This is a genomic window from Sedimenticola thiotaurini, assembly GCF_001007875.1.
Taxonomy (GTDB): Bacteria; Pseudomonadota; Gammaproteobacteria; order Chromatiales; family Chromatiaceae; genus Sedimenticola; species Sedimenticola thiotaurini.
Window position 1 is genome coordinate 1,699,208 of sequence record NZ_CP011412.1, and the last position, 19,493, is coordinate 1,718,700.

Below are 19,493 nucleotides of genomic sequence, written 5' to 3' on the forward strand. Positions count from 1 at the left end.
TATCTGGCTGATACCAGCTAACGTCCGCGCCAACAATACCCGCGGACATCATATAAAACTGATAATTGTTAGGGAGATATAACCATGCACAAGCATTTGATCGTGACACTACTTGCCACCACCCTGTCGGGAGTCGCCACGGCCGGCGAACTGGATACGGAAGCCCGTGGCCTGGTCAAGGAGTTTGGATCAACCCTCAAAGGACAACTGGTCGGTGCCATGAAAGAGGGTGGACCCGTCCATGCAATCAAATTCTGCAATCTCAGCGCCCCGGGCATTGCAGCTGATGTAGCTGCCGCATCCCACTGGGAAGTGGGCAGAACCAGCCTGAAACTTCGTTCAGAAGCCAATGCGCCTGACCAATGGGAACTTAAAGTACTGGAACAGTTTGAGGCACAAAAGGCCGCTGGTACCGATCCACAGAAGCTGGAATACTCCGAGGTTATTGAGCAGGACGGTAAAAAGCGCTTTCGCTACATGAAAGCTATTCCTACCCAGGAAGCCTGCCTGAAGTGCCACGGTTCCACCTTGGCACCTGAAGTCGAGGCAAAACTGGATGAGCTCTATCCGAACGATAAAGCAAGGGGATTCAGTGAAGGAGATATCCGTGGCGCCTTTACCCTGAGCAAACCGCTCTGATACCCACCCCAAACCCACTCAGGGGCACCAAGCCCCTGGGTGGCTCCTCATTTCACTCTATGCGATTTCAACCCGGCTGGGGTTATACTCACCATTCATACAGGGATATTTGCACAACCAGCAGAGGAAACTCGGCAAAATGGCAATCCAAAGCTACGATATCTTTTTTTCCGGCAAAATACTGGATGGCGTCGATCCCGCTGAAGTGAAGCGGAATCTCGCCAAAATCTTCGGCATGGAGAGCGAACAGCTGGAACTCCTGTTTGCCGGGAACCCGGTGAAGGTGAAAGGTGGTGTAGACCAGGAGACCGCTATCAAGTACCGGGTCGCCTTCAGGAACGCCGGTGCACTGGTTGACATCCAAACCACAGGCTCGACGGCAGGAGCGAAAAAAACCGCCCCAGCCACCTCCAGCACACAGGGCGCCGCCTCTGGTGGAATGACACTGCTGCCACCCAATACCGGCAGCCTGATAGATTGCGCGCCAAAAATCGAACCCGCCCCAGTGCCGGATACCAGCCGGTTGTCCCTGGCTACCCCGGGCACCCTGCTGGATGAGACGCCGCCGCCCGAGGCGGAACCTATCGACACCAGTTACCTGGAACTGGCTCCGGCCAACAGTGGTTCACTGGAGGAGTACCAGATCAGAAAGGAGCCGGCGCCACTGCCGGATATCAGTCAACTATCGATCATGGATGATAAAAACTGAACTGCCGGCCAATCCAGCAAACCAATCGGATACTCTCCACTCAGGGCAGCATCATTCCCCGGATCATGAAATAGAGTAGTGCCGCCATCACGCCCGAGACCGGGACGGTTATAACCCAGGCGGCCGCAATCTTCAGCAGGGCTGAACGTTTCACCAGCTCATGGCGGTACACCTTGCGCAGCCCCTTGCGCTCTTTCTTGGTCAGGGGAGCATCCTCTTCCGTCTTGGCCTGCCGTTTCAGCTCCCGGAGCATGCTACCCTTTTTCGACAAAGTGGCTTTTTTAAACTCCATCAGGTAAGCCTCGATGGCTTCCGGGTCATCGTCCTGATGGTGTCGTTTTATCTCTTCGACCATCTTCGCATAGCTGGTCTTGATGAATTCCCGCAGGAATCCAACGCCAAAAATACCTCCCACGGCGATATGGGTAGAGCTCACCGGCAATCCCAGTTGCGTCGCAAAAATCACCGTGACAGCCGCCGCCATGGCAATACAGAAGGCGCGCATTTTATCCAGCTCGGTGATCTCGCTACCCACCGTCTTGATCAGCTTCGGTCCATACAGCGCCAGTCCCACGGCAATACCCAGCGCACCCACCATCATGACCCAGAGCGGGATGGTGGCCGTTTGCGCAATGCCGCCGTGGATGATCGCATCATTGATAGCAGCCAGCGGCCCAACCGCATTGGCCACGTCGTTGGCCCCATGGGCAAAACTCAACAGGGCTGCAGCGAAGATCAGTGGCAGGGTGAACAGCTTGTTGATACTCTGCTTTTCGTTGGGCAGCCGATCGGCCAACCGGGCTACGATGGGACGGACCAGACCCAACACCAACAACCCGATGACCAGCCCGATAATTACCGCGCTGCCAAACTCGACTTTCCAGATTCGTTTGAAGCCCTTGAGAACGATATAGGTGGTAAAGGCCCAGGTCATCAGCCCCACCAACAATGGCACCATTCGCTTGGCCGCCGCAATCATATCCTGCTGGTAGGTGATGGTGCGCTTTATCAGCAATAGAAAAGCAGCTGCAATGATCCCCCCCATGACCGGCGAGATCACCCAACTGGCGGCGATCGCCCCCATCCTGTCCCAATTGGCGATACCAATACCGCCGGCAGCAACACCGGCACCAAGCACACCACCAACGATAGAGTGGGTGGTGGACACCGGCGCCCCCAGCACGGTAGCCAGATTCAGCCACAGCGCTCCGGCCAGCAGTGCCGCCATCATCAGCCAGATAAAGGTGTCCGTATTATTAATCAGGGAGGGATCGATAATCCCCTTCTTGATGGTACTGACCACATCACCGCCGGCGATCAGGGCACCGGAGGCCTCGAATACCGCAGCGATAATAATCGCGCCACCCAGGGTCAGGGCCTTTGAACCTACGGCTGGCCCCACGTTATTGGCCACATCATTGGCGCCAATATTCATCGCCATGTAACCGCCGATCACGGCGGCTACCATCATCATCACATGTCCTGGCGTATCCATACCGCCGCGCATGACCGTGAATAGCATGATACCCACGATAAACAGCAGCGCTATACCGATGCGAAACAGCTCCCGCCTGCCTTTGCTGGTCGCTTTTTCCAGCTCACTTATATTCTGCAGTTCCATAAAAAGTCAGTGTAAATTTTATTGAGATCCCGGCATGCGGATCGCCAGTCGGACACGGAACATGCCACCCCGAAATTTGAGCCCGCACTGTAACATTTTTGTCATTTAAAAGTCCCAGAAAAAGCAGATAAATCGGCGTAGAAATTGATCTGTGCGAAGAGATTGCCCGGCCATTTCGAGCGAATTGAATGGAATTCTGGCCCGTGATTTGCTTAACTATAGGACAGATATGTCAAACCAACATCTAACGCCAGTTATTTGACTGGACCTGGAGAGAAATCGTGGTCAGCCCTATATCAAACGACAAAATACTGCCGCAAAACAGCGATCGACCTGCTGCTGCCAGCAAACGTTCTTCAGGTGAGGAAAATAGCGCTGCAGGCCGATCAGTCACCCGTCCAACCGATGACAGCGTGGAGCTGAGCAACGCCAGTCTCCTGAGCAACCGGGAGACCACTCCGACCAGGAATGGCGGCACTATCAACTCACTGGCAGAAGCCAGGGACCTGGTTGTACAGATCAAGGCTCAGATCGAAAGTGCCGGTGCTGAGGCGCTGAAAAGTCATGGCCTGCTGGAGAGCGGCAGCACCACCACCCTACTGGATACATCTGCAGCCTGACTGCGCAGCGACAGTGAAACCGCGGCGCATCCGGTCCCAGACCGGCGGTTGGGCCGTTGACCAACTCACCACTGGCCGGGGCATCTGAGGCGCGTTAGAATTCAGCAATACAGGGGAGGGATGTTATTGAGCCCCGACTTCAAGTCGTTCCACCTCGGCGAGAGACACGGTTCTACCATCCGTAGTCACAAACGTGCGCCCATCAATATCGCCTTTGTAGACCTGGTAGGAGGTGGTCCGATCACTGCGGGTATCAATCACCCGGACCGTCACGACCTGGTAGGCATCACTCCACTGGTGATAGAGATAGAGCGCGGCACCAGCCAACATCAGCGCCACTACTCCAGCAGCCAAGAATTTAACCATGGGCCGGCGATCCGGCGAAGCATTGAGCAGAGGCGCCGATGCCGTATACTGCTTTTGACGGCGCATTCTTAGTGTCAGCAACGCTCCGGCAATCACCAGTGCGGTCAGAAGAAGTTTCAGGAACATGGGCGCGTACCTTAGCATGAGCCCGGTAATGGCGCTATCATTCGAACGAGAAACCGGATAACCAGACTATCATGAACAGATTGAACCTCTTGGTAATAACCACCCTGCTACTTCTGCTGGCGGCTTGCGGGGAACCGGACAAACCAAGCATCCCGCTCAATCTTGCCGTAGAACGGGATGACATCAACCAGATTGAGCGCCATATCATCTGGGGCAGTGATATCAACCAGTTCAATATCGATGGAGAGACGCCGCTCCATGTGGCCGTTCGCCAGGGGAGCTATATCGTAGTGAAACTGCTGACGGAAAAAGGGGCCGATATCAATATGCCGGATAAGCAGGGTATCACCCCGGTGGGCAGGGCCATTCTTTCCGGACGGGCCCAGATAGCAGACTACCTGATCAAACAGGGCGCCAAGCAGGATCCGGATGACCTGCTCGACCTGATGGTGGAGGCCGGCGAACAGGATCGGGATGTGATTCCGTTACTGATCAAACGGGGTGCCAATATCAACCACCAGGATGAACAGGGAAAGACACCACTGATAGTTGCGGTCAGCAGTGGCAACCGGGTGCTGGTCAAGCACCTGATCGAGAACGGTGCTGACGTCAACCTGCCCGACAACAGCGGTCAGCGCCCGCTCGCTATCGCCCTGGAGCGTGGTGACGACAATATCATCCGCCTGCTGGAACGCAACGGCGCACAGTAAGCCGGCCATTAAAACCCGGCGCCCAATCGTGACGTGGCGCCTTACATCTGATAAGTTCCGCGTCTACATATTCAGTTACCACAAATGGCCCAGAGCGGCCCCAATCACAGGATTCAGCAACATGGCATCGACCGTTGAAGAACTCACGATTAACTATTCAGAAGACGGTATCGACGTCGTCAAGGAACTGGACAAAGTGGTGCTCTCCAAGGGTGCCTGGTCGACGGTCATGTTCCGTTACCAGGAGTGGAACCGCTCAAAGGATGAATACAGCGCAGACAAATACAGTATCCGCCGCTACCAGAAGCGTAATGGCGAATATATCCCCAAATCCAAGTTCAACATCTCCAGCAAGGCGCAGGCGGAAGCGATAATCGAAGCCTTGAGCAAGTGGACCAAGGAGTAATCAAGCCGCCGACAACACCACCGCCGCGTAACAGACCATTCAAATGGGTGCCCCTCGTCCGGACAGGACGGGGGACACCAATCCCGGCACTATTTCCTGTCCACCACGGGCTTCACGTTTCCATAGCGCCTCGTCAACTCTGCCTTGGGGGGCCTGAAGCCACCCTACCCGCCGTTGGGGCTACGCACTAATCAGTCCAATCCAATCATGGATGGCCAGTCCGCCAACTCGGACAATACCCGCTTGCCATCGCTGTCGATCGATGGGTCGACCATCAGACGCGCCAGTTGCCGGCGATACTCCGATAGGGTAATACTCGCACCCGCTTCCGGATCAGTCAGGCGATCCATACGGTACTCCTGCCAACGCTCGCGCTCGGATACAGTGAGCGTCTCCGGCCAGTTACGCGCCCGGTAGCGGAACAGCATCTCCGGCAGACGCACGTCATCAAATGCCAGGCTCATATCGGCCAGCGCTTCCGGACTGGCGGTCAATACCTGGTCCATACGCTTTCGATCATCCGCGCTGAAAAACTCACCTGCATAGAGACTCTGATCAGGATCGGTCACCGGGCCGAAGTCCCGGCCAGTATGAACCGCCTGGATCTTCTCAGCCAGGTCTGCCACCTGGTTCAGCTGTTGCAGATTACGCTGACCAATCGCCGGGTCGATACCCCAGCGCTCTGCCGCCTCATCGGTCAAGGTGTTCATGGGAACCACCACCGGACATTTATTGAGATGGACTGTCTTCAGGGGAACCCGCTCTACCCCTTCGGGCAACTCATCCCTCGGTGTGAACAGACGCAACCGAATCTGCTCCACCGACAGCTCGATCAGGGGCCCGGGGTCGGTTCCCAGATCGTAGACGATCACCCCATTTGGATTGGTGGGGTGTTTGGCCAGCGGCACCACCATGGCAATACAACCACGGGTCGCCGGATACATGGATGAGACATGCAGTACCGGCTGCCGGGTACGGAGATTGAGCAGCTCCGCCACCTTGCGTTTGTTTCTCAGATTCAGCAGATAGTCAAACAGGCGCGGCTGCTGCTGGCGGATCAGACGGGCCAGCGCAATGGTGGCATAGACATCGGACAGGGCATCATGGGCCGCTTCGTGGGCAATATCGTTGGCCACGGACAACTCTTCCAGCCGGAAACTGGTGGAACCATCCTCCCGTTTGGGCCAAACGATACCTTCCGGGCGCAGGGCGTGGGTAAGCCGAACCATGTCGATGATGTCCCAGCGGGAGTTACCATGCTGCCACTCGCGGGCATAGGGATCGAAAAAGTTGCGAAAAAAGCCGAAGCGGGTGAACTCGTCGTCAAACCGGACGCTGTTGTAACCCACTCCGCAGGTACCAGGCCGGGCCATTTCATGGTGAATCAGACGGAAGAATTCGGCCTCGACCACCCCCTCTTCCAGCGCCTGCTGAGGAGTCAGGCCGGTAACCAGACAGGCTTCCGGTTGTGGCAGAAAATCATCCGCCGGCTTGCAATAACTGACCAGTGGCTTGCCGATGATGTTCAGCGACTCATCGGTCCGGACACCGGCAAACTGGGCAGCCCGATCCCTGCGCGGATCAGCCCCCCAGGTCTCATAATCGTGCCAATAAAAGCTGAGCGACATCGCGTTCCCTACCCGTTTCCCGTCTGCGCCTTTGCCGCACTATCTTGGCGGCTTTACCGGGAAGAGGCAACTACTGCACCGGCGATCAGGCCTTGTTGTACGCCCACTTCTCGAGTGCTTAAAAACGGCTAAAAAACACCCCGCCGAAGCGGGGTGTTTGACTACAGGGCAAGATCCGGCAGATGCTAGATCTTCTCTCTGATACGTGCAGCCTTACCGGTACGTCCACGCAGGTAGTAGAGTTTTGCGCGACGCACGTCACCACGACGTTTTACCTGAATCTCGGCAACTGAAGGGCTGTAGGTCTGGAACACACGCTCAACCCCTTCACCATGGGAGAGTTTGCGCACGGTGAATGACGAGTTCAATCCACGATTCTTTTTGGCGATGACCACGCCTTCAAAGGCCTGCAGACGCTCGCGGTTACCTTCGACAACCTTCACCTGAACGACCACGGTGTCACCGGCACCAAAATCGGGAACCTCTCGGTTCATCTGTTCGGCTTCAAGTTCCTGAATGATATTGCTCACGGTCGTATGCTCCTGTATTTCAATCAGCGCTCGTATGCGCCTGGATAAACTCGTTTAGTAAAAATTCTTCTTCCTGGGTGAGCACACGCCCCTCCAGAAGATCCGGTCGCCTCAGCCATGTCCTGCCCAATGACTGCTGCAATCGCCAGCGGCGAATCAACTCATGGTTACCGCCCACCAGCACTGGAGGTACGGAATCCCCTTCGAAAACTTCGGGCCGCGTGTAGTGCGGGTAATCCAGCAGACCATCAGTGAACGAATCCTGTTCCGCCGAATCACTGTCGCCCAGTACCCCGGGGATCAACCTGATCACCGCATCCATCACTACCAGGGCCGGCAGCTCACCACCACTCAGCACATAGTCGCCGATAGACCACTCTTCATCCACATAGCGGTTGATCAGCCGCTCATCGATCCCTTCGTAGCGCCCGGCGATCAGGATCATACCGCTCCGTCCGGCCATCCGGGTCGCTGCAGCCTGGTCAAACCGGCGCCCCTGCGGGGACAGGTAGACCACTGTCGACTCCGGCGCAACTTCTCTGGCCTGTTCAATGGCGTCCCGCAGCGGCTCGATCTTCATCACCATACCGGGACCGCCGCCATAGGGCCGGTCATCCACTGTACTATGCACATCGTGGGTGTAATCCCGAGGATTCCATAACCCCAGGCTGACCTGACCGCGATCCACCGCACGTCCGGTTACCCCTGCGCCAATCATGGCCCTGAACATCTCAGGGAACAGGGTCACCACGTCAAAGCGCATGGTCGCCTCAAAAATCCGGATCCCAATCGACGGTGATCAGGTCACCCTCCAGATCAACCTCTTTGATGACCTGTTCGACGAATGGGAGCAAGCGCTCTTTTTCGCCCTTAACCACCATGACATCATTGGCACCGGTCTCAAACAGGTGATCCACCCGTCCCAGTTCAACACCTTCCAGGTTAATGACCCGCTTCCCTTCCAGGTCACACCAGTAGTACTCATCAGCCGGGATCTCCGGCAAACTACCCCGCGGTACCGCAATCTCGGCGCCGTTCAGCAAGGCTGCCTGATCCCGGTCGGAAATACCTTCCAACGCGGCAATAATCCCTTTCCCGTGGATTTTTCCCTGTACCAGCTTATACGTCTGCCACTGCCCTGCCTGAAACAGATGCCAGGTAGGATAGTGGAGAATGTTCTCTTTCGGCGCGGTGTGTGAATAGACCTTCACCCATCCACGCACACCAAACAGACCGGAAACCCGTCCCAGGATAGTCCAGTCAACCCGTTCCGGTTCCGCCGGGCGGCTCATTGCGACACCCGGCCAAGGAACTGTTCAGCCTCTGGATACATCCACGGGCTCCGCAACCAAATCAGGCTGCGGCCTTGGCTGCTTCCTTAACCAGTTGGGCAACGCGATCAGTCGGCTGCGCACCCTTGGATACCCAATGGCTGACCCGCGCCTGATCCAAACGCAGACGCTCCTCACCACCGGTTGCTATCGGATTAAAAAAACCGAGTCGCTCGATGTACTTACCATCGCGGGGATTTCTGCTATCGGTCACTACGATGTGATAGAACGGCCGCTTTTTTGCGCCGGTCCGTGCAAGACGAATTGTTACCATGTCCAACCCTTAAAATTAAAAATCTGCCACGCACCACCGGCCAACCAAACTGGCCGGAGTGAAACGGGGCATTCTACCCGTTTCGGGCAAAAAGTGAAGTGTTTTTATCCGCCAAAACGTTATTGGCGCTGTAACTCTTTCAGCGCTGTATAAAATCCATCCACCGACTCCGGACCGGGCGCATTTCCCGCCCGACTGGATTTCCTCCTCTTGGCCAGGCAACTGGACCAATATCGGCAATGGAGGAGATGACGGGCTAGAAGGGCAAGCCACCTCCGGGAGGCATGCCACCCGGCGGCATACCCCCACCGGGCCCCAGTTTGGACTTCAGACCCCGCATCATCTTGGCCATGCCCTTACCCTTCATCTTCTTCATCATCTTCTGCATCTGGGCATACTGCTTGAGCATTTTATTCACCTCCTGCACCTGGGTCCCGGAGCCGAGGGCTATCCGGCGTTTGCGCGACCCCTTGATCAGGTTCGGGAAGCGTCGCTCCTGGGGTGTCATGGAGTTGATAATGGCGATCGACCGGACTATCTCCTTGTCATTCACCTGGTTCTTAACATGGTCCGGGATATTGCCCATTCCGGGGAGTTTGTCCATCAATGAATTGAGCCCGCCCATGTTGGACATCTGCTCCATCTGGTCACGGAAGTCCTCCAGATCGAAGCCCTGTCCCTTGTGCAGCTTGTTGGCCAGTTTTTCCGCCTTGGCCTGGTCCACCTTGCCCTGAACCTCTTCCACCAGGGAGAGCACATCCCCCATACCGAGGATCCGGGAGGCCATCCGGTCCGGGTAAAAGGGCTCCAGCGCGGTGGTTTTCTCACCAACGCCGAGGAATTTGATCGGCTTGCCGGTGATCTGACGGATGGAGAGCGCCGCACCACCCCGGGCATCACCATCGGTCTTGGTCAGAATCACACCAGTCAGCGGTAGCGCATCATCAAACGCCTTGGCGGTATTGGCGGCGTCCTGACCGGTCATGCTGTCAACCACAAACAGGGTTTCGACAGGCTTGATACCGGCATGCAGTTCCCGGATCTCATCCATCAGCGCCTCATCCACGTGGAGTCGGCCTGCGGTATCGACGATCAGCACATCGACGAACTGTTTACGCGCCTGGTCCAGCGCCGCCTTGGCAATCGCGAGGGGTTTCTGCAGGGTGGTGCTGGGGAAAAATTCCGCTTCCACTTCGCCAGCCAGGGTCTTGAGCTGGTCAATGGCAGCAGGTCGGTAGATATCACAACTGACCACCATCACCGATTTCTTCTGACTCTGCTTCAGCCAGCGCGCCAGTTTGGCCACACTGGTGGTCTTACCGGAACCCTGCAGACCGGCCATCAGTATCACCGCCGGCGGTTGGGCGGCCAGGTTGAGCTGCTCATTGGCATCCCCCATGACCCTGACCAGTTCGTCGTTGACAATCTTGATCAGCACCTGCCCCGGGGTGAGGCTCTTCATCACCTCCTCGCCCAACGCCTTCTCTTTAACCTGCTCGACGAACTCCCGGACCACCGGCAGGGCGACATCCGCCTCCAGCAGCGCCATGCGGATCTCCCGCATGGTCTCCTTGATATTATCCTCGGTCAGCCGACCCTGGCCGCGCAGCTTGTTGAGAACGCCGCCCAACCGCTCTGTCAGATTGTCAAACATGCTATAACTCAGCCTCTCGCCATGAATTTGCCGTATTATATATGGAAACGACGCTGTTGGTGCCACTCATCACAGCGATCCACCCGATCCTCCGCTTCAGGCTAAAGCGCCACATCCGAACAGATATGGGGGGCCGCCCGCAATGTACTGTTCGGACTAGTCAGGAGAAGCAGAAATATGCGATTATCACGCCCCATATGAACCAGACTATCGTCGCCTTTCTAGCCATCGCTTGTTACCTCGCCGGCGGGATATTTATCGCCTTCCGGCTCTTTTCAGAGCGCATGGGAAGTCCCTCTTTACGCCATCTTGGCATCGCGCTCGGAATCGCCGGGGTGATCCTGCACGGTTACCTGCTGTATCAAAGCGTGATCCGGGAAGGCGGCCTGAATTTCAGTTTCTTTGGCGCCTCCTCCCTGATCGCCTGGACCACCCTGCTGCTGCTGATGCTTTCAGCCCTCACCAAGCCAGTGGAGAACCTCGGCATTGTGCTGATGCCGATGGCCGCCCTGACCATCGCGCTGGATATGCACTTTCCGGCGGAACACCTGCTGGCGGCCAGTTCATCCTGGGAACTCCGGGTCCATGTACTGATCTCCCTGCTGGCCTATAGCCTGCTGGCCATAGCCAGTGTTCAGGCCATTCTGCTGGCGATTCAGGATTACCACCTGCGGCACCGCCATCCTGGCGGATTCATCCGCGCCCTGCCCCCCCTGCAGACCATGGAAGCCCTGCTGTTCGAGATGATCTGGCTGGGGTTCATTCTGCTGACAGTGGCGTTGCTGAGCGGGTTTATCTTCCTGGAGGATCTGTTCGCCCAGCACCTGGTTCACAAGACCATACTCTCGATTGCCGCCTGGATGGTATTCGGCACACTGCTGTGGGGACGCCATCGTTCGGGCTGGCGCGGCCAGAAGGCACTGAACTGGACCCTGTCCGGATTTGTAGTGCTGATGCTGGCCTATTTCGGCAGCAAATTCGTACTGGAGATACTGATCAAAGCCTGATCGAATCAGGCCCTATCCCTACCGGTCGGCAGGGGCAATGGAGATTAAACCGCTGCTGGGCGATGCCCGTGGTGAGGCTTGTAATCCCGGCGCCGATCAGCGGCGGGAGGTATCCTGGTAGGCCCGGGTAGCGACCCGCCCCCGGTTCAGCTTGCCCAGCGCCTGTCCGATCTCCTTCTGCTGTGTCCGGGCCATCTCTGTCAACTGCCGATCCAGATCCAGAATGCACTGTATCTGCGCCGCTGCGTTGACACTATCTGAAACCTGGGGATCAAGCGGAAAAGTCTGTTCAATGAGCTGCTGACGTTGTTGCTGCAGGTCGGTTACCTGCGCCCATTCACCCTGCCCGGCGAGCGCCAGCATCTCCTGACTGATTTGAACCAGCCGGTCGAGCACGCTCAGGTCGCCGCCTGACGGTTTTCTGCCTCCAATTGGGAGGGTATCACGTCCCAGGCGGATTTTACTTCCAGCAACAGGGAGGAGACCTCATCCAGAATTGCCGGATCATTCTTGGCGCTCGCCTCACCCAGGCGACGTACCATGTAGTCATAGAGATCGGCCAGATTCTGGGAGAGCTCCCCGCCGGCTTCCATATCCAGACTACTATGCAGGCCACTGATAATGGAGATGGCCCAACTGATAAAGCGTCCCTTCTCCGCCGGTTCGCTGCGCACCATGTGACCTTTCGCTGCAGCAATCTTATCCAATGCCCCTTCCATCAGCATCTGCACCAAACGATGGGGGGTGGCATCTTCAATACCGGTACTGACACTGACACTGTTGTATTGTGACAGGGCATTTTTCATTCGCGGCGTTACCATTGGGTACTCCAGATCGATTCAGCACAGTGCTGAAGCCGATATACTCTCAAATATAGACTCAATTATTATTTCCAGCGACCAGATTGGACAGCATCTCCAACTGGCCGGTCAGATAACTGCTGGTTGAGGACATGCTGGATATCAGGCTATCCAGACTGCTGAACTGTTGCAGATAGCGCGCCTCAATGTCTTCCAGACGGCTCTCCATGGACTCAACACTGCGCTCGATACTTTTTATCTGGCTGTTGCTGCCGTCAATTATACTGTCAATAGTCCCGCCTGACTGAACAAATCCTTCCAGTATGCTGTCCAGCCGCACTGCAAAGCCGTTATCTTCATCACTGAAGAAGCTGGTCACACTATCAGGCGCATCTTCCAGCGCCGTCTCAAAGGCATCACTGTCAAACTCCAGCTTGCCGGTATCAGCATTCGTGGTGACACCCAGCTGGGAGATATAGGAGTAGCTGCCGAGACCGGTCAGGCTGGTATTGAGCATACCCCGTAACTGGTTCTCGACATTTCGCAACACACTGCTGTTCGCACCACTGTCCTGCAGCGTGGACAACTGCTCTTTCAGGCTATTGTAGGCATTGACAAAGCCACTCACCGCATTTTTCGCCACCGAACTGTCCTGGGTGATCGAGACATTGGCCTGACCGGTGGCCTGCAGATCCAGCGTCAGACCGGCTATTGCATCGTCGATACTGTTGCTGGCACGGGTAATGGATACACCATCCACCGTCAGCGAGGCGTCCAGTTCACTCTCGTCGGCCAGCAGTTGGTCATTCTCATCCCGGTTCAGCATGGAGAAATTGAAGGTATTGGCATCCAGACTGCCGCCAAAAGAGAGCTGAACCCGGTTATCGTAGCCAGAGGATTCCGAGGTCAGCACCAGGGTCTGGTTGCCGTTATCACCCGTGATCAGGCCCGCCGTTGCACCTGAATTGTTCGCTTCCACATTGATCGCCGCCTGGATTTCACTCAGGGTCATGGCGGTGGAGAGATCCAGGGTAAACGTGTCGGAACCGACGGTCAGGGTCAGTTCATCACCCGCTGTACCACCAAAAGTGGCTGAATCGGCAAACTCTGCCGATCCCAGCTTGTGCTGCTGGGCCAAGCGATTGACGGTAACGTTATAGGAGGAGTTAACCGCATCGGTATCGGAAGAGGCAGTGAGCACATCGCTGTCAGACGCGCTGGCCTTGCTGGCCTGGAAGGTGTCCGCTTCCGTCAGTTTTTCCATGGCACTCTGCAGGGATGAGAGGCCGCCTTTCAGGGTGCCGTAAGCAGACAACTGGGCCTGCGCCTCGGCTTCCTTCTGGTAGAGCCGGGTCAGCGGCTGCTGCTCAACTTCCATCAACTGGGAGACGATACTCGTGACATCGAGTCCTGATCCCAGTCCGGGTGATGAGATGGCCATCTGTTTCTCCTGGTGTTGCTTGCAGAGCCCCGTCAATTTGGGCTAGATTTTCCTGTTGAGTCGGCCGTTCCGACCTGCCAGCCTGATTGCCAAACGGCAGAATCAGGCAGCTGTTTAACCATTAAAAATCCGGTGACATCCCTGACACCGGATCAGCGTCTCATGCTTTAGCTTGAAACAAAAGCGATATTCCTTCATTCCCTTTAAAGATCGCTTCACTGGTTTCCCGGAGTCGCTGCTGCATATCCAGCACTTCTTCGGATGGAATACTGCGTACCATCTCGCCCGACTCCTTGTCGATTACCTTGATAACAGTCTTGCCACTCTCCTCATCCACCGAGAACTCCAGTTTACGCTGTACTGATTGGGCAAACTGATTGAGTTGTTCAACTGCATTATCAAGCTTCTGCTCAACCGGGACCGCCATCGTCTTCTGCCCGTCTTTGGCCTCACTCCCGGTGTCCGCCTGAGCAGTTTTGTCCACTCGCTGGATACCAGAGCTCTCCAGTACCCCAGAGGTACTCTTCACAGCGCTGGTCGATTGAGCGGACAAGTTGCTCAATACATTTTGCGAGATTTCGTTAACCATGGTTATCACCTGTTTTACGAGGGGCGGGGCAAACTACGCAATGCCCCGCCCTTCGCCCAGCTTACTGGAGAAGTGACAACACGCTCTGCGGCAGCGCATTCGCCTGGGAGACCATCGCCACACCAGCCTGCTGCAGGATCTGGGAACGGGTCATCTCTGCCGTTTCTGCGGCAAAGTCAGCGTCCTGGATACGGGAGCGGGCGGCGGAGAGGTTTTCGGAAGTCACTGACAAGTTGGTGATTGTGGACTCAAAACGAACCTGCACAGCACCCAGTTCCGCACGAAGCGAAGCAACATTCTGCAGTGCAAAGTCAATGGTTGACAATGCATCGCTGGCGTTACTCCGGGTCAACACGTCCAGATCATTCAGAACCGTATCAACAGCTGCTCCCGAGGTACCCAAAGCCAAATTTCCGCCTGCAGCACCGGCGTAGTTGATGGCCTCGCCAACATCGGCCACCAGATCAATACCGGAATAGACAGTAGCGTCTCCACCAAGGACATTATTCGATGCATCATCAACAATGGTAATAGGCTGTCCATCACTGTTGGAGAAAGTGATGTCAGTACCATTAACCGCTGCGGTCACACCAGTCTGATTGGAAACCGCATTGATGGCATCAACTGCGTCAGCGATCGCCTCGTTTGCACCAAAATCAACACTAACACCATTAATGACGATCGTCGTTGCAGCGGCATTCGCGGTATATCCAAGGTCGGCACTGGTTGAGGTTGCAGCCCTGGCAGTAACACCACTATCGCTCGATACCGCGTTGATGGCATCGATAACATCCTGCTGGGTTGTTGCGCCGGTAAGGTCAACAGCTTCGCCTTCAACGGTAAGATTATTGGCGCCAACCGCAGTTGCGATATCAGCGGCAGTCATCGACGCCCCTTCCAACTGGGCTGCACCCAACTGACTACCCCGGGCATCCACACCTGAAACCGATATGGTCTGGCCCGCATTGGCGCCAACCTGGAATACCAGGGTCGACAGACTCCCGTCAAGGATATTCTGACCGTTAAACTGGGTGCTGGTAGCGATCCGATTCACTTCCTGAATCAACTGCTGCACTTCGTTGTTGATCGCTTTTCGATCCGATGCCGAGTTCGTGTCGTTGGCTGCCTGAACCGCCAGTTCGCGGATACGCTGCATGGCGTCACCGGCGGTAGAGAGGGCGCCTTCGGCCGTCTGGGCGAAAGAGATACCGTCGTTTGCGTTACGCACCGCCTGATCCAGACCGCGAATCTGGGAAGTCATACGATCAGAAATTGCCAGGCCAGCCGCATCATCCTTGGCGCTGTTGATGCGCAGACCGGATGAGAGACGCTCCATGGCGGTGGCCAGGGAGGACTGGGATTTGTTCAGATTGCGCTGTGCGGTGAGTGAGGCAATGTTGGTGTTGATGATTTGTGCCATGATCTTGCTCCTTATTCCCCTTTAGCTACCACATCGGGTGCCCTCGGGGTCAGGTTAATATTTGGCGGATATATCGGATGGTTGATCTGATATTTACCGCCTCCGGTATTTGTAACGGCCATTCGCATGATTTCTTTAAGTGAAATTTAAAAAAAACCTGTGAATACCAGTACAAAAAATATTTATTTATTATCCCATTAAAAATCAGTCAGTTGAATAGGTGCCGCGGGATGAACAGATATTAATTATACCCACATGGCCATCCCGGGTGCTTCCCCTGGGGACCCAAAGCGTGCCCACCCTACCGGGTTAGTCCGTCAAAGGTCAGTTGGTCGTGACCACTATCCCATTCAGAGCCTTCCCGGCAGGTTCCCCTTGGCATAAAAATCGACCTCACCTATCCGCTAGAGGTAGTTGAACAGGGAGAGCCCCTTTACCTTTACGTAGGCCTGTTGTGCCGCCTGCAGCGCCATCATCTGGGTCTCGAAACGGGATATGGTTTCAGTATAATCCAAATCCTGCTCATCGGAACGGTACATCTCCAGGTTCAACTTGAGATCCGCATTCACCGACTCCTGCTCTTCTACCGCATTCAGACGGGCCCCCACGCTGGCCCGGATCTCAACGATATTCTCCATGGCCAGATCCACATCGGTGATATAACGGCCCACCGATTGCCCCGATTCCAGATCAGATGCCAGTTGATCGATCGTTTCAAAGATACTGCGTTTTGAACTCACCGGTAAAGTGGTGCCTGCCGTCAGACCCGTGGTGGTAGTGGTGGCACTACCCGCCATAGCCACCGTCACACCTGTACCTCCGACAGCCGTCAGGGTCAGGGTGTTGGCTGGCGTGGTGTTGAACTCTGCGGTCACGCCGGTCTGGCTGGTGGCCGCGTTGATGGCATCCCGCAACTGGGTTGCCCGCTCTGCTGCAGTAGCAGCAGCCGGCAGGGCACCGATACTGATAGCGCCGTTACCGTTCCCCCCATCGATGGTGATGTCGCCTGCCGCAACAGCGGTGAGGACAGTTGGAGCGGCCACGCTGACCGTGGCAAGCGGTCCGGTAGCAATATCCATAAAGGTATCAAAGCCGTTATCCCCGTCCGCCACAGTGCGGTCCGATGCGATCTGTAACTCCCGCTGGCCGTTGTCACCGTTGTAGCTGTAGACACCCAGGTTCCTGGAGAAGGGCTGACTGCCGGTCTGGTAGCCGGCAAACAGATACTCGCCACCGCTGTCCCTGGAGTTGGCCATGGAGAAGAGCTGCTCACTCAACTGCCGGACCTCGGAGGCGATGGATGCCTTGTCTGCCAACGCCAGCACATCATTGCTGCCCTGTACCGTCAGTTCCCTGACCCGCTGCAGAAGGTCTGTGACCCCTTCCAGGACCCCCTCCTCCGTCTCCAGCCGGGTGGTCAGACGACCAATATTGCTCTGGTACTGGGTAAGCGTATCCATGGCGCCATTGAGTCCCATCACCCGAACGGCGCTGGCCGGATCGTCCGAAGGGGTCAATACCCGCTTGCCCGATGAGAGTTGTAGCTGGGTTTCACTCAGATCGCTCTGCTGCCGCAGCATGGAACTGAGCGAACGTTCAGTGATCATCTGGGTGGAGATACGGATCATGGTTACCTCCTGATCGCGCTGATCAGGCTATCGAACAAGGTGTTGGAAACGGTGATCACCTGGGCTGCCGCCTGGTAGGCCTGCTGGAACTTGATCAGATTGGCCGCCTCTTCATCCAGGTTAACACCACTGATGGAGAGCAGTGAATTCTCATGCCGTTCCCGCAGTCCATCGGTGGCATTGAAGCTGACCTCGGCCTGGTGGGTTTTGGTTCCCACCTCAGAGACCAGCTGACTGTAGGCCTCCTGGAAAGTGGCGGTTTCAGCCCCGCCGCCGGTCTGCCCCAGCAGGGAGTTGGTGGATTGCAGATCGGCCAGTTTCAGCACATTGCGATTATCACCCACGCCGCTGCTGTTATTCTCGATCACAAAGCGATCACCCGCCGCCGGCGTACCGGTAATGGTAAAACTCATCCCACCATAGGCAGGGAACGAGAAAGTGGCGCCATTAGGCTGGGTGGCGGGATCGTAGGCAATGGTACCACCTGGACCACCAGTAACGGTAAAACCCGGTGCACCGGCGTGGGCAGTAGCACTCCATTCCAGCGTAATGGTATCCGGGGCCGACAGAGGCAGGTTTGCTGTACTGCTGTAATCGGGTTGGGATATCTCCCCGCTCCCCTGGTTCGCACCACCGGCCGAATTGGTCGATTGAATTGCCCGGATCGGACCGGCAGCCGCTATTTCACGGGGATCACTGATCAGCAACTCCATCGTATTAGCGGCGTTACGGGTCGGTTGAATCAGGAAACGGTCACCAGCACTGGCAGCGGCGGATATGGAGATAGAGATACCATCTATTTCGGCGGTGCTATAGGGGTAGCTACCCCCGGTATTAATTGTGGTTACCTGGCCGTCGGAGAGACGGGTCAGGGTGAATTCATCAGCCACATTAGTGGCCTGCAATTCATAGTCGCTGGCGGTCAGATTACCGGTATCCAGGTACGATGCAGACACCACGGCGGTACCGGTATTGTAGGCGTTTTCCAACACGCCGATGGTTGGTGAAGCAAATAACTGCCCACCGAAGTTACCATCCAGATCCAGACCCAGCTGATGCTGGCTGTTGAGTCGGTCGGCCATGCCGATCGCCACCAGGCCCAGTTGATTCATGGCAGGATTCAGAATCTCTTCACGGTAGTTGAGCAGACCGCCCAACTCGCCTCCGGAGAGCTGGCCGGTTACTACCTGGGTGCCTAAGCTATTGCTGAATGCGATATCCTGTTGACTGGGATCACTGCTGCTGTTTACCGAAGTCAGCGTGGCATGGGTACTCTCCATCACCAGCGCCTGCCCTTTCCCGATAAACACATTCCAGGCTCCATTATCCTGCGGCACCACGCTGATACCCACCAACTTGGAGAGTTCATTCAGCAACACTTCCCGCTGATCCAGCAGATCGTTGGGGGAGTCCCCGCCTGAGGCGCCCAAGGCTTCCACGATCCCCTGGTTGACCTGGGCGATGGATTGGGCCAGCCCGGTAATTTCATTGGCCAGATCATCCATCTCCTGGTTCACGTTCTTGTTGGCATCAATAAACTGCTGACTCAGGTCATGGTACCGATTGACCAGGGAGCCCGCTTCCGACAGCATCACCTGCCGGGTCGCGATGGAAGCCGGGTCATCCGCCACACTCTGGACGGCATCAAAAAAGTCCTGGATGGCGGGATCAAGTCCGATGTTGGTATCTGCCAGCATGTTGTCGATCCGGCTGGCATGATCAAAATAGCTCTCCATCTCCGAAGCGGAGGTCTGGGCCGAGCGCATCTGGGTAGCCAGAAAATCGTCATACATACGCTCGATTTGGGTTACCTGGACGCCAGAGCCCACGTAACCCACACCGGTCAGTTGCGGGATCTGGGTAGAGTAGTTGACCCGCTGACGGCTGTATCCCTCGGTGTCCGAATTGGCGATATTGTGCCCAGCGGTTGTCAACGAACGCTGAAACGCCAGCAGTGCCGAGGTGCCTATATTGAGTATGCTTGCCATCTGTTC

Annotated in this window: 21 protein-coding genes; 6 read left to right on the plus strand and 15 right to left on the minus strand. The window is 56.2% G+C overall.

Going from position 1 to position 19,493, the window contains the following annotated elements; all coding sequences use genetic code 11:
- Positions 1–84 precede the first annotated feature (84 nt).
- Together AAY24_RS07730 and AAY24_RS07735 are read left to right on the plus strand one after the other, a co-directional pair.
- Complete coding sequence (locus tag AAY24_RS07730; protein WP_052761133.1) at positions 85–639, plus strand: Tll0287-like domain-containing protein; 555 nt, start codon at positions 85–87, stop codon at positions 637–639.
- A 139-nt stretch (positions 640–778) separates the two neighbouring features.
- A complete protein-coding gene (locus AAY24_RS07735) occupies positions 779–1,348 on the plus strand; it encodes an alginate O-acetyltransferase AlgX-related protein (RefSeq protein ID WP_046859190.1) in 570 nt (189 codons plus the stop codon).
- Between the two features lie 40 nt (positions 1,349–1,388).
- On the opposite strand, the gene AAY24_RS07740 is transcribed toward AAY24_RS07735, so the two are convergent.
- Entirely contained in the window at positions 1,389–2,969 is a 1,581-nt protein-coding gene (locus AAY24_RS07740; protein WP_046859191.1) for an inorganic phosphate transporter, read from the minus strand.
- 281 nt (positions 2,970–3,250) lie between these two features.
- Here AAY24_RS07740 and AAY24_RS19145 point away from each other — a divergent pair, with 281 nt between their 5' ends.
- Positions 3,251–3,589: a hypothetical protein gene (locus AAY24_RS19145; protein WP_199930528.1), complete on the plus strand. Its 339-nt coding sequence runs from the start codon at positions 3,251–3,253 to the stop codon at positions 3,587–3,589.
- Positions 3,590–3,712: 123 nt separating this feature from the next.
- Here the strand turns inward: AAY24_RS19145 and AAY24_RS19150 are convergent, their stop codons facing one another.
- On the minus strand, positions 3,713–3,955 hold the full coding sequence (locus tag AAY24_RS19150) for a hypothetical protein (protein ID WP_199930529.1): 243 nt from the start codon (positions 3,953–3,955) through the stop codon (positions 3,713–3,715).
- Positions 3,956–4,152: 197 nt separating this feature from the next.
- Here AAY24_RS19150 and AAY24_RS07755 point away from each other — a divergent pair, with 197 nt between their 5' ends.
- Positions 4,153–4,791, plus strand: coding sequence for an ankyrin repeat domain-containing protein (locus AAY24_RS07755; protein WP_046859194.1), 639 nt, complete (start codon positions 4,153–4,155; stop codon positions 4,789–4,791).
- Positions 4,792–4,912: 121 nt separating this feature from the next.
- Entirely contained in the window at positions 4,913–5,197 is a 285-nt protein-coding gene (locus tag AAY24_RS07760) for a hypothetical protein (protein WP_046859195.1), read from the plus strand.
- A gap of 191 nt (positions 5,198–5,388) precedes the next feature.
- Here the strand turns inward: AAY24_RS07760 and sbcB are convergent, their stop codons facing one another.
- The 6 genes from sbcB to ffh form a co-directional block, all read right to left on the minus strand.
- Positions 5,389–6,825, minus strand: a complete 1,437-nt coding sequence (gene sbcB / locus AAY24_RS07765; protein ID WP_046859196.1) for an exodeoxyribonuclease I — start codon at positions 6,823–6,825, stop codon at positions 5,389–5,391.
- A gap of 185 nt (positions 6,826–7,010) precedes the next feature.
- Positions 7,011–7,355 carry a 50S ribosomal protein L19 gene (gene rplS, locus AAY24_RS07770; RefSeq protein WP_046859197.1) on the minus strand — a complete coding sequence of 115 codons (345 nt, stop codon included), beginning with the start codon at positions 7,353–7,355 and terminating at the stop codon, positions 7,011–7,013.
- Positions 7,356–7,374: 19 nt separating this feature from the next.
- Positions 7,375–8,118: a tRNA (guanosine(37)-N1)-methyltransferase TrmD gene (gene trmD / locus AAY24_RS07775; protein ID WP_046859198.1), complete on the minus strand. Its 744-nt coding sequence runs from the start codon at positions 8,116–8,118 to the stop codon at positions 7,375–7,377.
- 7 nt (positions 8,119–8,125) lie between these two features.
- Positions 8,126–8,647, minus strand: coding sequence for a ribosome maturation factor RimM (gene rimM / locus AAY24_RS07780; RefSeq protein ID WP_046859199.1), 522 nt, complete (start codon positions 8,645–8,647; stop codon positions 8,126–8,128).
- A 61-nt stretch (positions 8,648–8,708) separates the two neighbouring features.
- Positions 8,709–8,960, minus strand: coding sequence for a 30S ribosomal protein S16 (gene rpsP, locus AAY24_RS07785; protein WP_046859200.1), 252 nt, complete (start codon positions 8,958–8,960; stop codon positions 8,709–8,711).
- A 256-nt stretch (positions 8,961–9,216) separates the two neighbouring features.
- Positions 9,217–10,614 (minus strand): signal recognition particle protein, encoded by a 1,398-nt coding sequence (gene ffh / locus AAY24_RS07790; RefSeq protein ID WP_046859201.1) that lies wholly within the window; start codon positions 10,612–10,614, stop codon positions 9,217–9,219.
- Positions 10,615–10,811: 197 nt separating this feature from the next.
- On the opposite strand from ffh, the gene AAY24_RS07795 reads away from it, so the two are divergent.
- Positions 10,812–11,621, plus strand: a complete 810-nt coding sequence (locus AAY24_RS07795; protein ID WP_046859202.1) for a cytochrome C assembly family protein — start codon at positions 10,812–10,814, stop codon at positions 11,619–11,621.
- Between the two features lie 96 nt (positions 11,622–11,717).
- Here AAY24_RS07795 and AAY24_RS07800 read toward each other — a convergent pair whose 3' ends face one another.
- From AAY24_RS07800 to flgK, 7 genes are all read right to left on the minus strand, one after another.
- Complete coding sequence (locus AAY24_RS07800) at positions 11,718–12,017, minus strand: flagellar protein FliT (protein ID WP_046859203.1); 300 nt, start codon at positions 12,015–12,017, stop codon at positions 11,718–11,720.
- 2 nt (positions 12,018–12,019) lie between these two features.
- Entirely contained in the window at positions 12,020–12,442 is a 423-nt protein-coding gene (fliS, locus tag AAY24_RS07805; RefSeq protein ID WP_046859204.1) for a flagellar export chaperone FliS, read from the minus strand.
- Positions 12,443–12,500: 58 nt separating this feature from the next.
- The gene (gene fliD / locus AAY24_RS07810) at positions 12,501–13,862 is read right to left on the minus strand and encodes a flagellar filament capping protein FliD (RefSeq protein WP_046859205.1); all 1,362 of its coding nucleotides are present in this window, start codon (positions 13,860–13,862) and stop codon (positions 12,501–12,503) included.
- Positions 13,863–14,022: 160 nt separating this feature from the next.
- Positions 14,023–14,451 (minus strand): flagellar protein FlaG, encoded by a 429-nt coding sequence (locus tag AAY24_RS07815; RefSeq protein ID WP_052761134.1) that lies wholly within the window; start codon positions 14,449–14,451, stop codon positions 14,023–14,025.
- A 61-nt stretch (positions 14,452–14,512) separates the two neighbouring features.
- A complete protein-coding gene (locus AAY24_RS07820) occupies positions 14,513–15,871 on the minus strand; it encodes a flagellin N-terminal helical domain-containing protein (protein WP_046859206.1) in 1,359 nt (452 codons plus the stop codon).
- Between the two features lie 404 nt (positions 15,872–16,275).
- On the minus strand, positions 16,276–17,499 hold the full coding sequence (flgL, locus tag AAY24_RS07825; RefSeq protein WP_046859207.1) for a flagellar hook-associated protein FlgL: 1,224 nt from the start codon (positions 17,497–17,499) through the stop codon (positions 16,276–16,278).
- A gap of 2 nt (positions 17,500–17,501) precedes the next feature.
- Positions 17,502–19,487, minus strand: a complete 1,986-nt coding sequence (gene flgK / locus AAY24_RS07830; protein WP_046859208.1) for a flagellar hook-associated protein FlgK — start codon at positions 19,485–19,487, stop codon at positions 17,502–17,504.
- Positions 19,488–19,493 lie beyond the last annotated feature (6 nt).

Bases quoted from the DNA above. Each gene is read 5' to 3' on its own strand.
- AAY24_RS07755 (WP_046859194.1), top strand. From the start codon at position 4,153: ATGAACAGATTGAACCTCTTGGTAATAACCACCCTGCTACTTCTGCTG.
- trmD (WP_046859198.1), bottom strand. From the start codon at position 8,118: ATGCGCTTTGACGTGGTGACCCTGTTCCCTGAGATGTTCAGGGCCATG.
- AAY24_RS07730 (WP_052761133.1), top strand. From the start codon at position 85: ATGCACAAGCATTTGATCGTGACACTACTTGCCACCACCCTGTCGGGA.
- AAY24_RS07815 (WP_052761134.1), bottom strand. From the start codon at position 14,451: ATGGTTAACGAAATCTCGCAAAATGTATTGAGCAACTTGTCCGCTCAA.
- AAY24_RS19150 (WP_199930529.1), bottom strand. From the start codon at position 3,955: ATGGTTAAATTCTTGGCTGCTGGAGTAGTGGCGCTGATGTTGGCTGGT.
- rimM (WP_046859199.1), bottom strand. From the start codon at position 8,647: ATGAGCCGCCCGGCGGAACCGGAACGGGTTGACTGGACTATCCTGGGA.
- flgL (WP_046859207.1), bottom strand. From the start codon at position 17,499: ATGATCCGTATCTCCACCCAGATGATCACTGAACGTTCGCTCAGTTCC.
- AAY24_RS07760 (WP_046859195.1), top strand. From the start codon at position 4,913: ATGGCATCGACCGTTGAAGAACTCACGATTAACTATTCAGAAGACGGT.
- ffh (WP_046859201.1), bottom strand. From the start codon at position 10,614: ATGTTTGACAATCTGACAGAGCGGTTGGGCGGCGTTCTCAACAAGCTG.
- AAY24_RS07795 (WP_046859202.1), top strand. From the start codon at position 10,812: ATGAACCAGACTATCGTCGCCTTTCTAGCCATCGCTTGTTACCTCGCC.
- fliS (WP_046859204.1), bottom strand. From the start codon at position 12,442: ATGGTAACGCCGCGAATGAAAAATGCCCTGTCACAATACAACAGTGTC.
- AAY24_RS07820 (WP_046859206.1), bottom strand. From the start codon at position 15,871: ATGGCACAAATCATCAACACCAACATTGCCTCACTCACCGCACAGCGC.
- flgK (WP_046859208.1), bottom strand. From the start codon at position 19,487: ATGGCAAGCATACTCAATATAGGCACCTCGGCACTGCTGGCGTTTCAG.
- rpsP (WP_046859200.1), bottom strand. From the start codon at position 8,960: ATGGTAACAATTCGTCTTGCACGGACCGGCGCAAAAAAGCGGCCGTTC.
- AAY24_RS07735 (WP_046859190.1), top strand. From the start codon at position 779: ATGGCAATCCAAAGCTACGATATCTTTTTTTCCGGCAAAATACTGGAT.
- fliD (WP_046859205.1), bottom strand. From the start codon at position 13,862: ATGGCCATCTCATCACCCGGACTGGGATCAGGACTCGATGTCACGAGT.
- sbcB (WP_046859196.1), bottom strand. From the start codon at position 6,825: ATGTCGCTCAGCTTTTATTGGCACGATTATGAGACCTGGGGGGCTGAT.
- AAY24_RS07740 (WP_046859191.1), bottom strand. From the start codon at position 2,969: ATGGAACTGCAGAATATAAGTGAGCTGGAAAAAGCGACCAGCAAAGGC.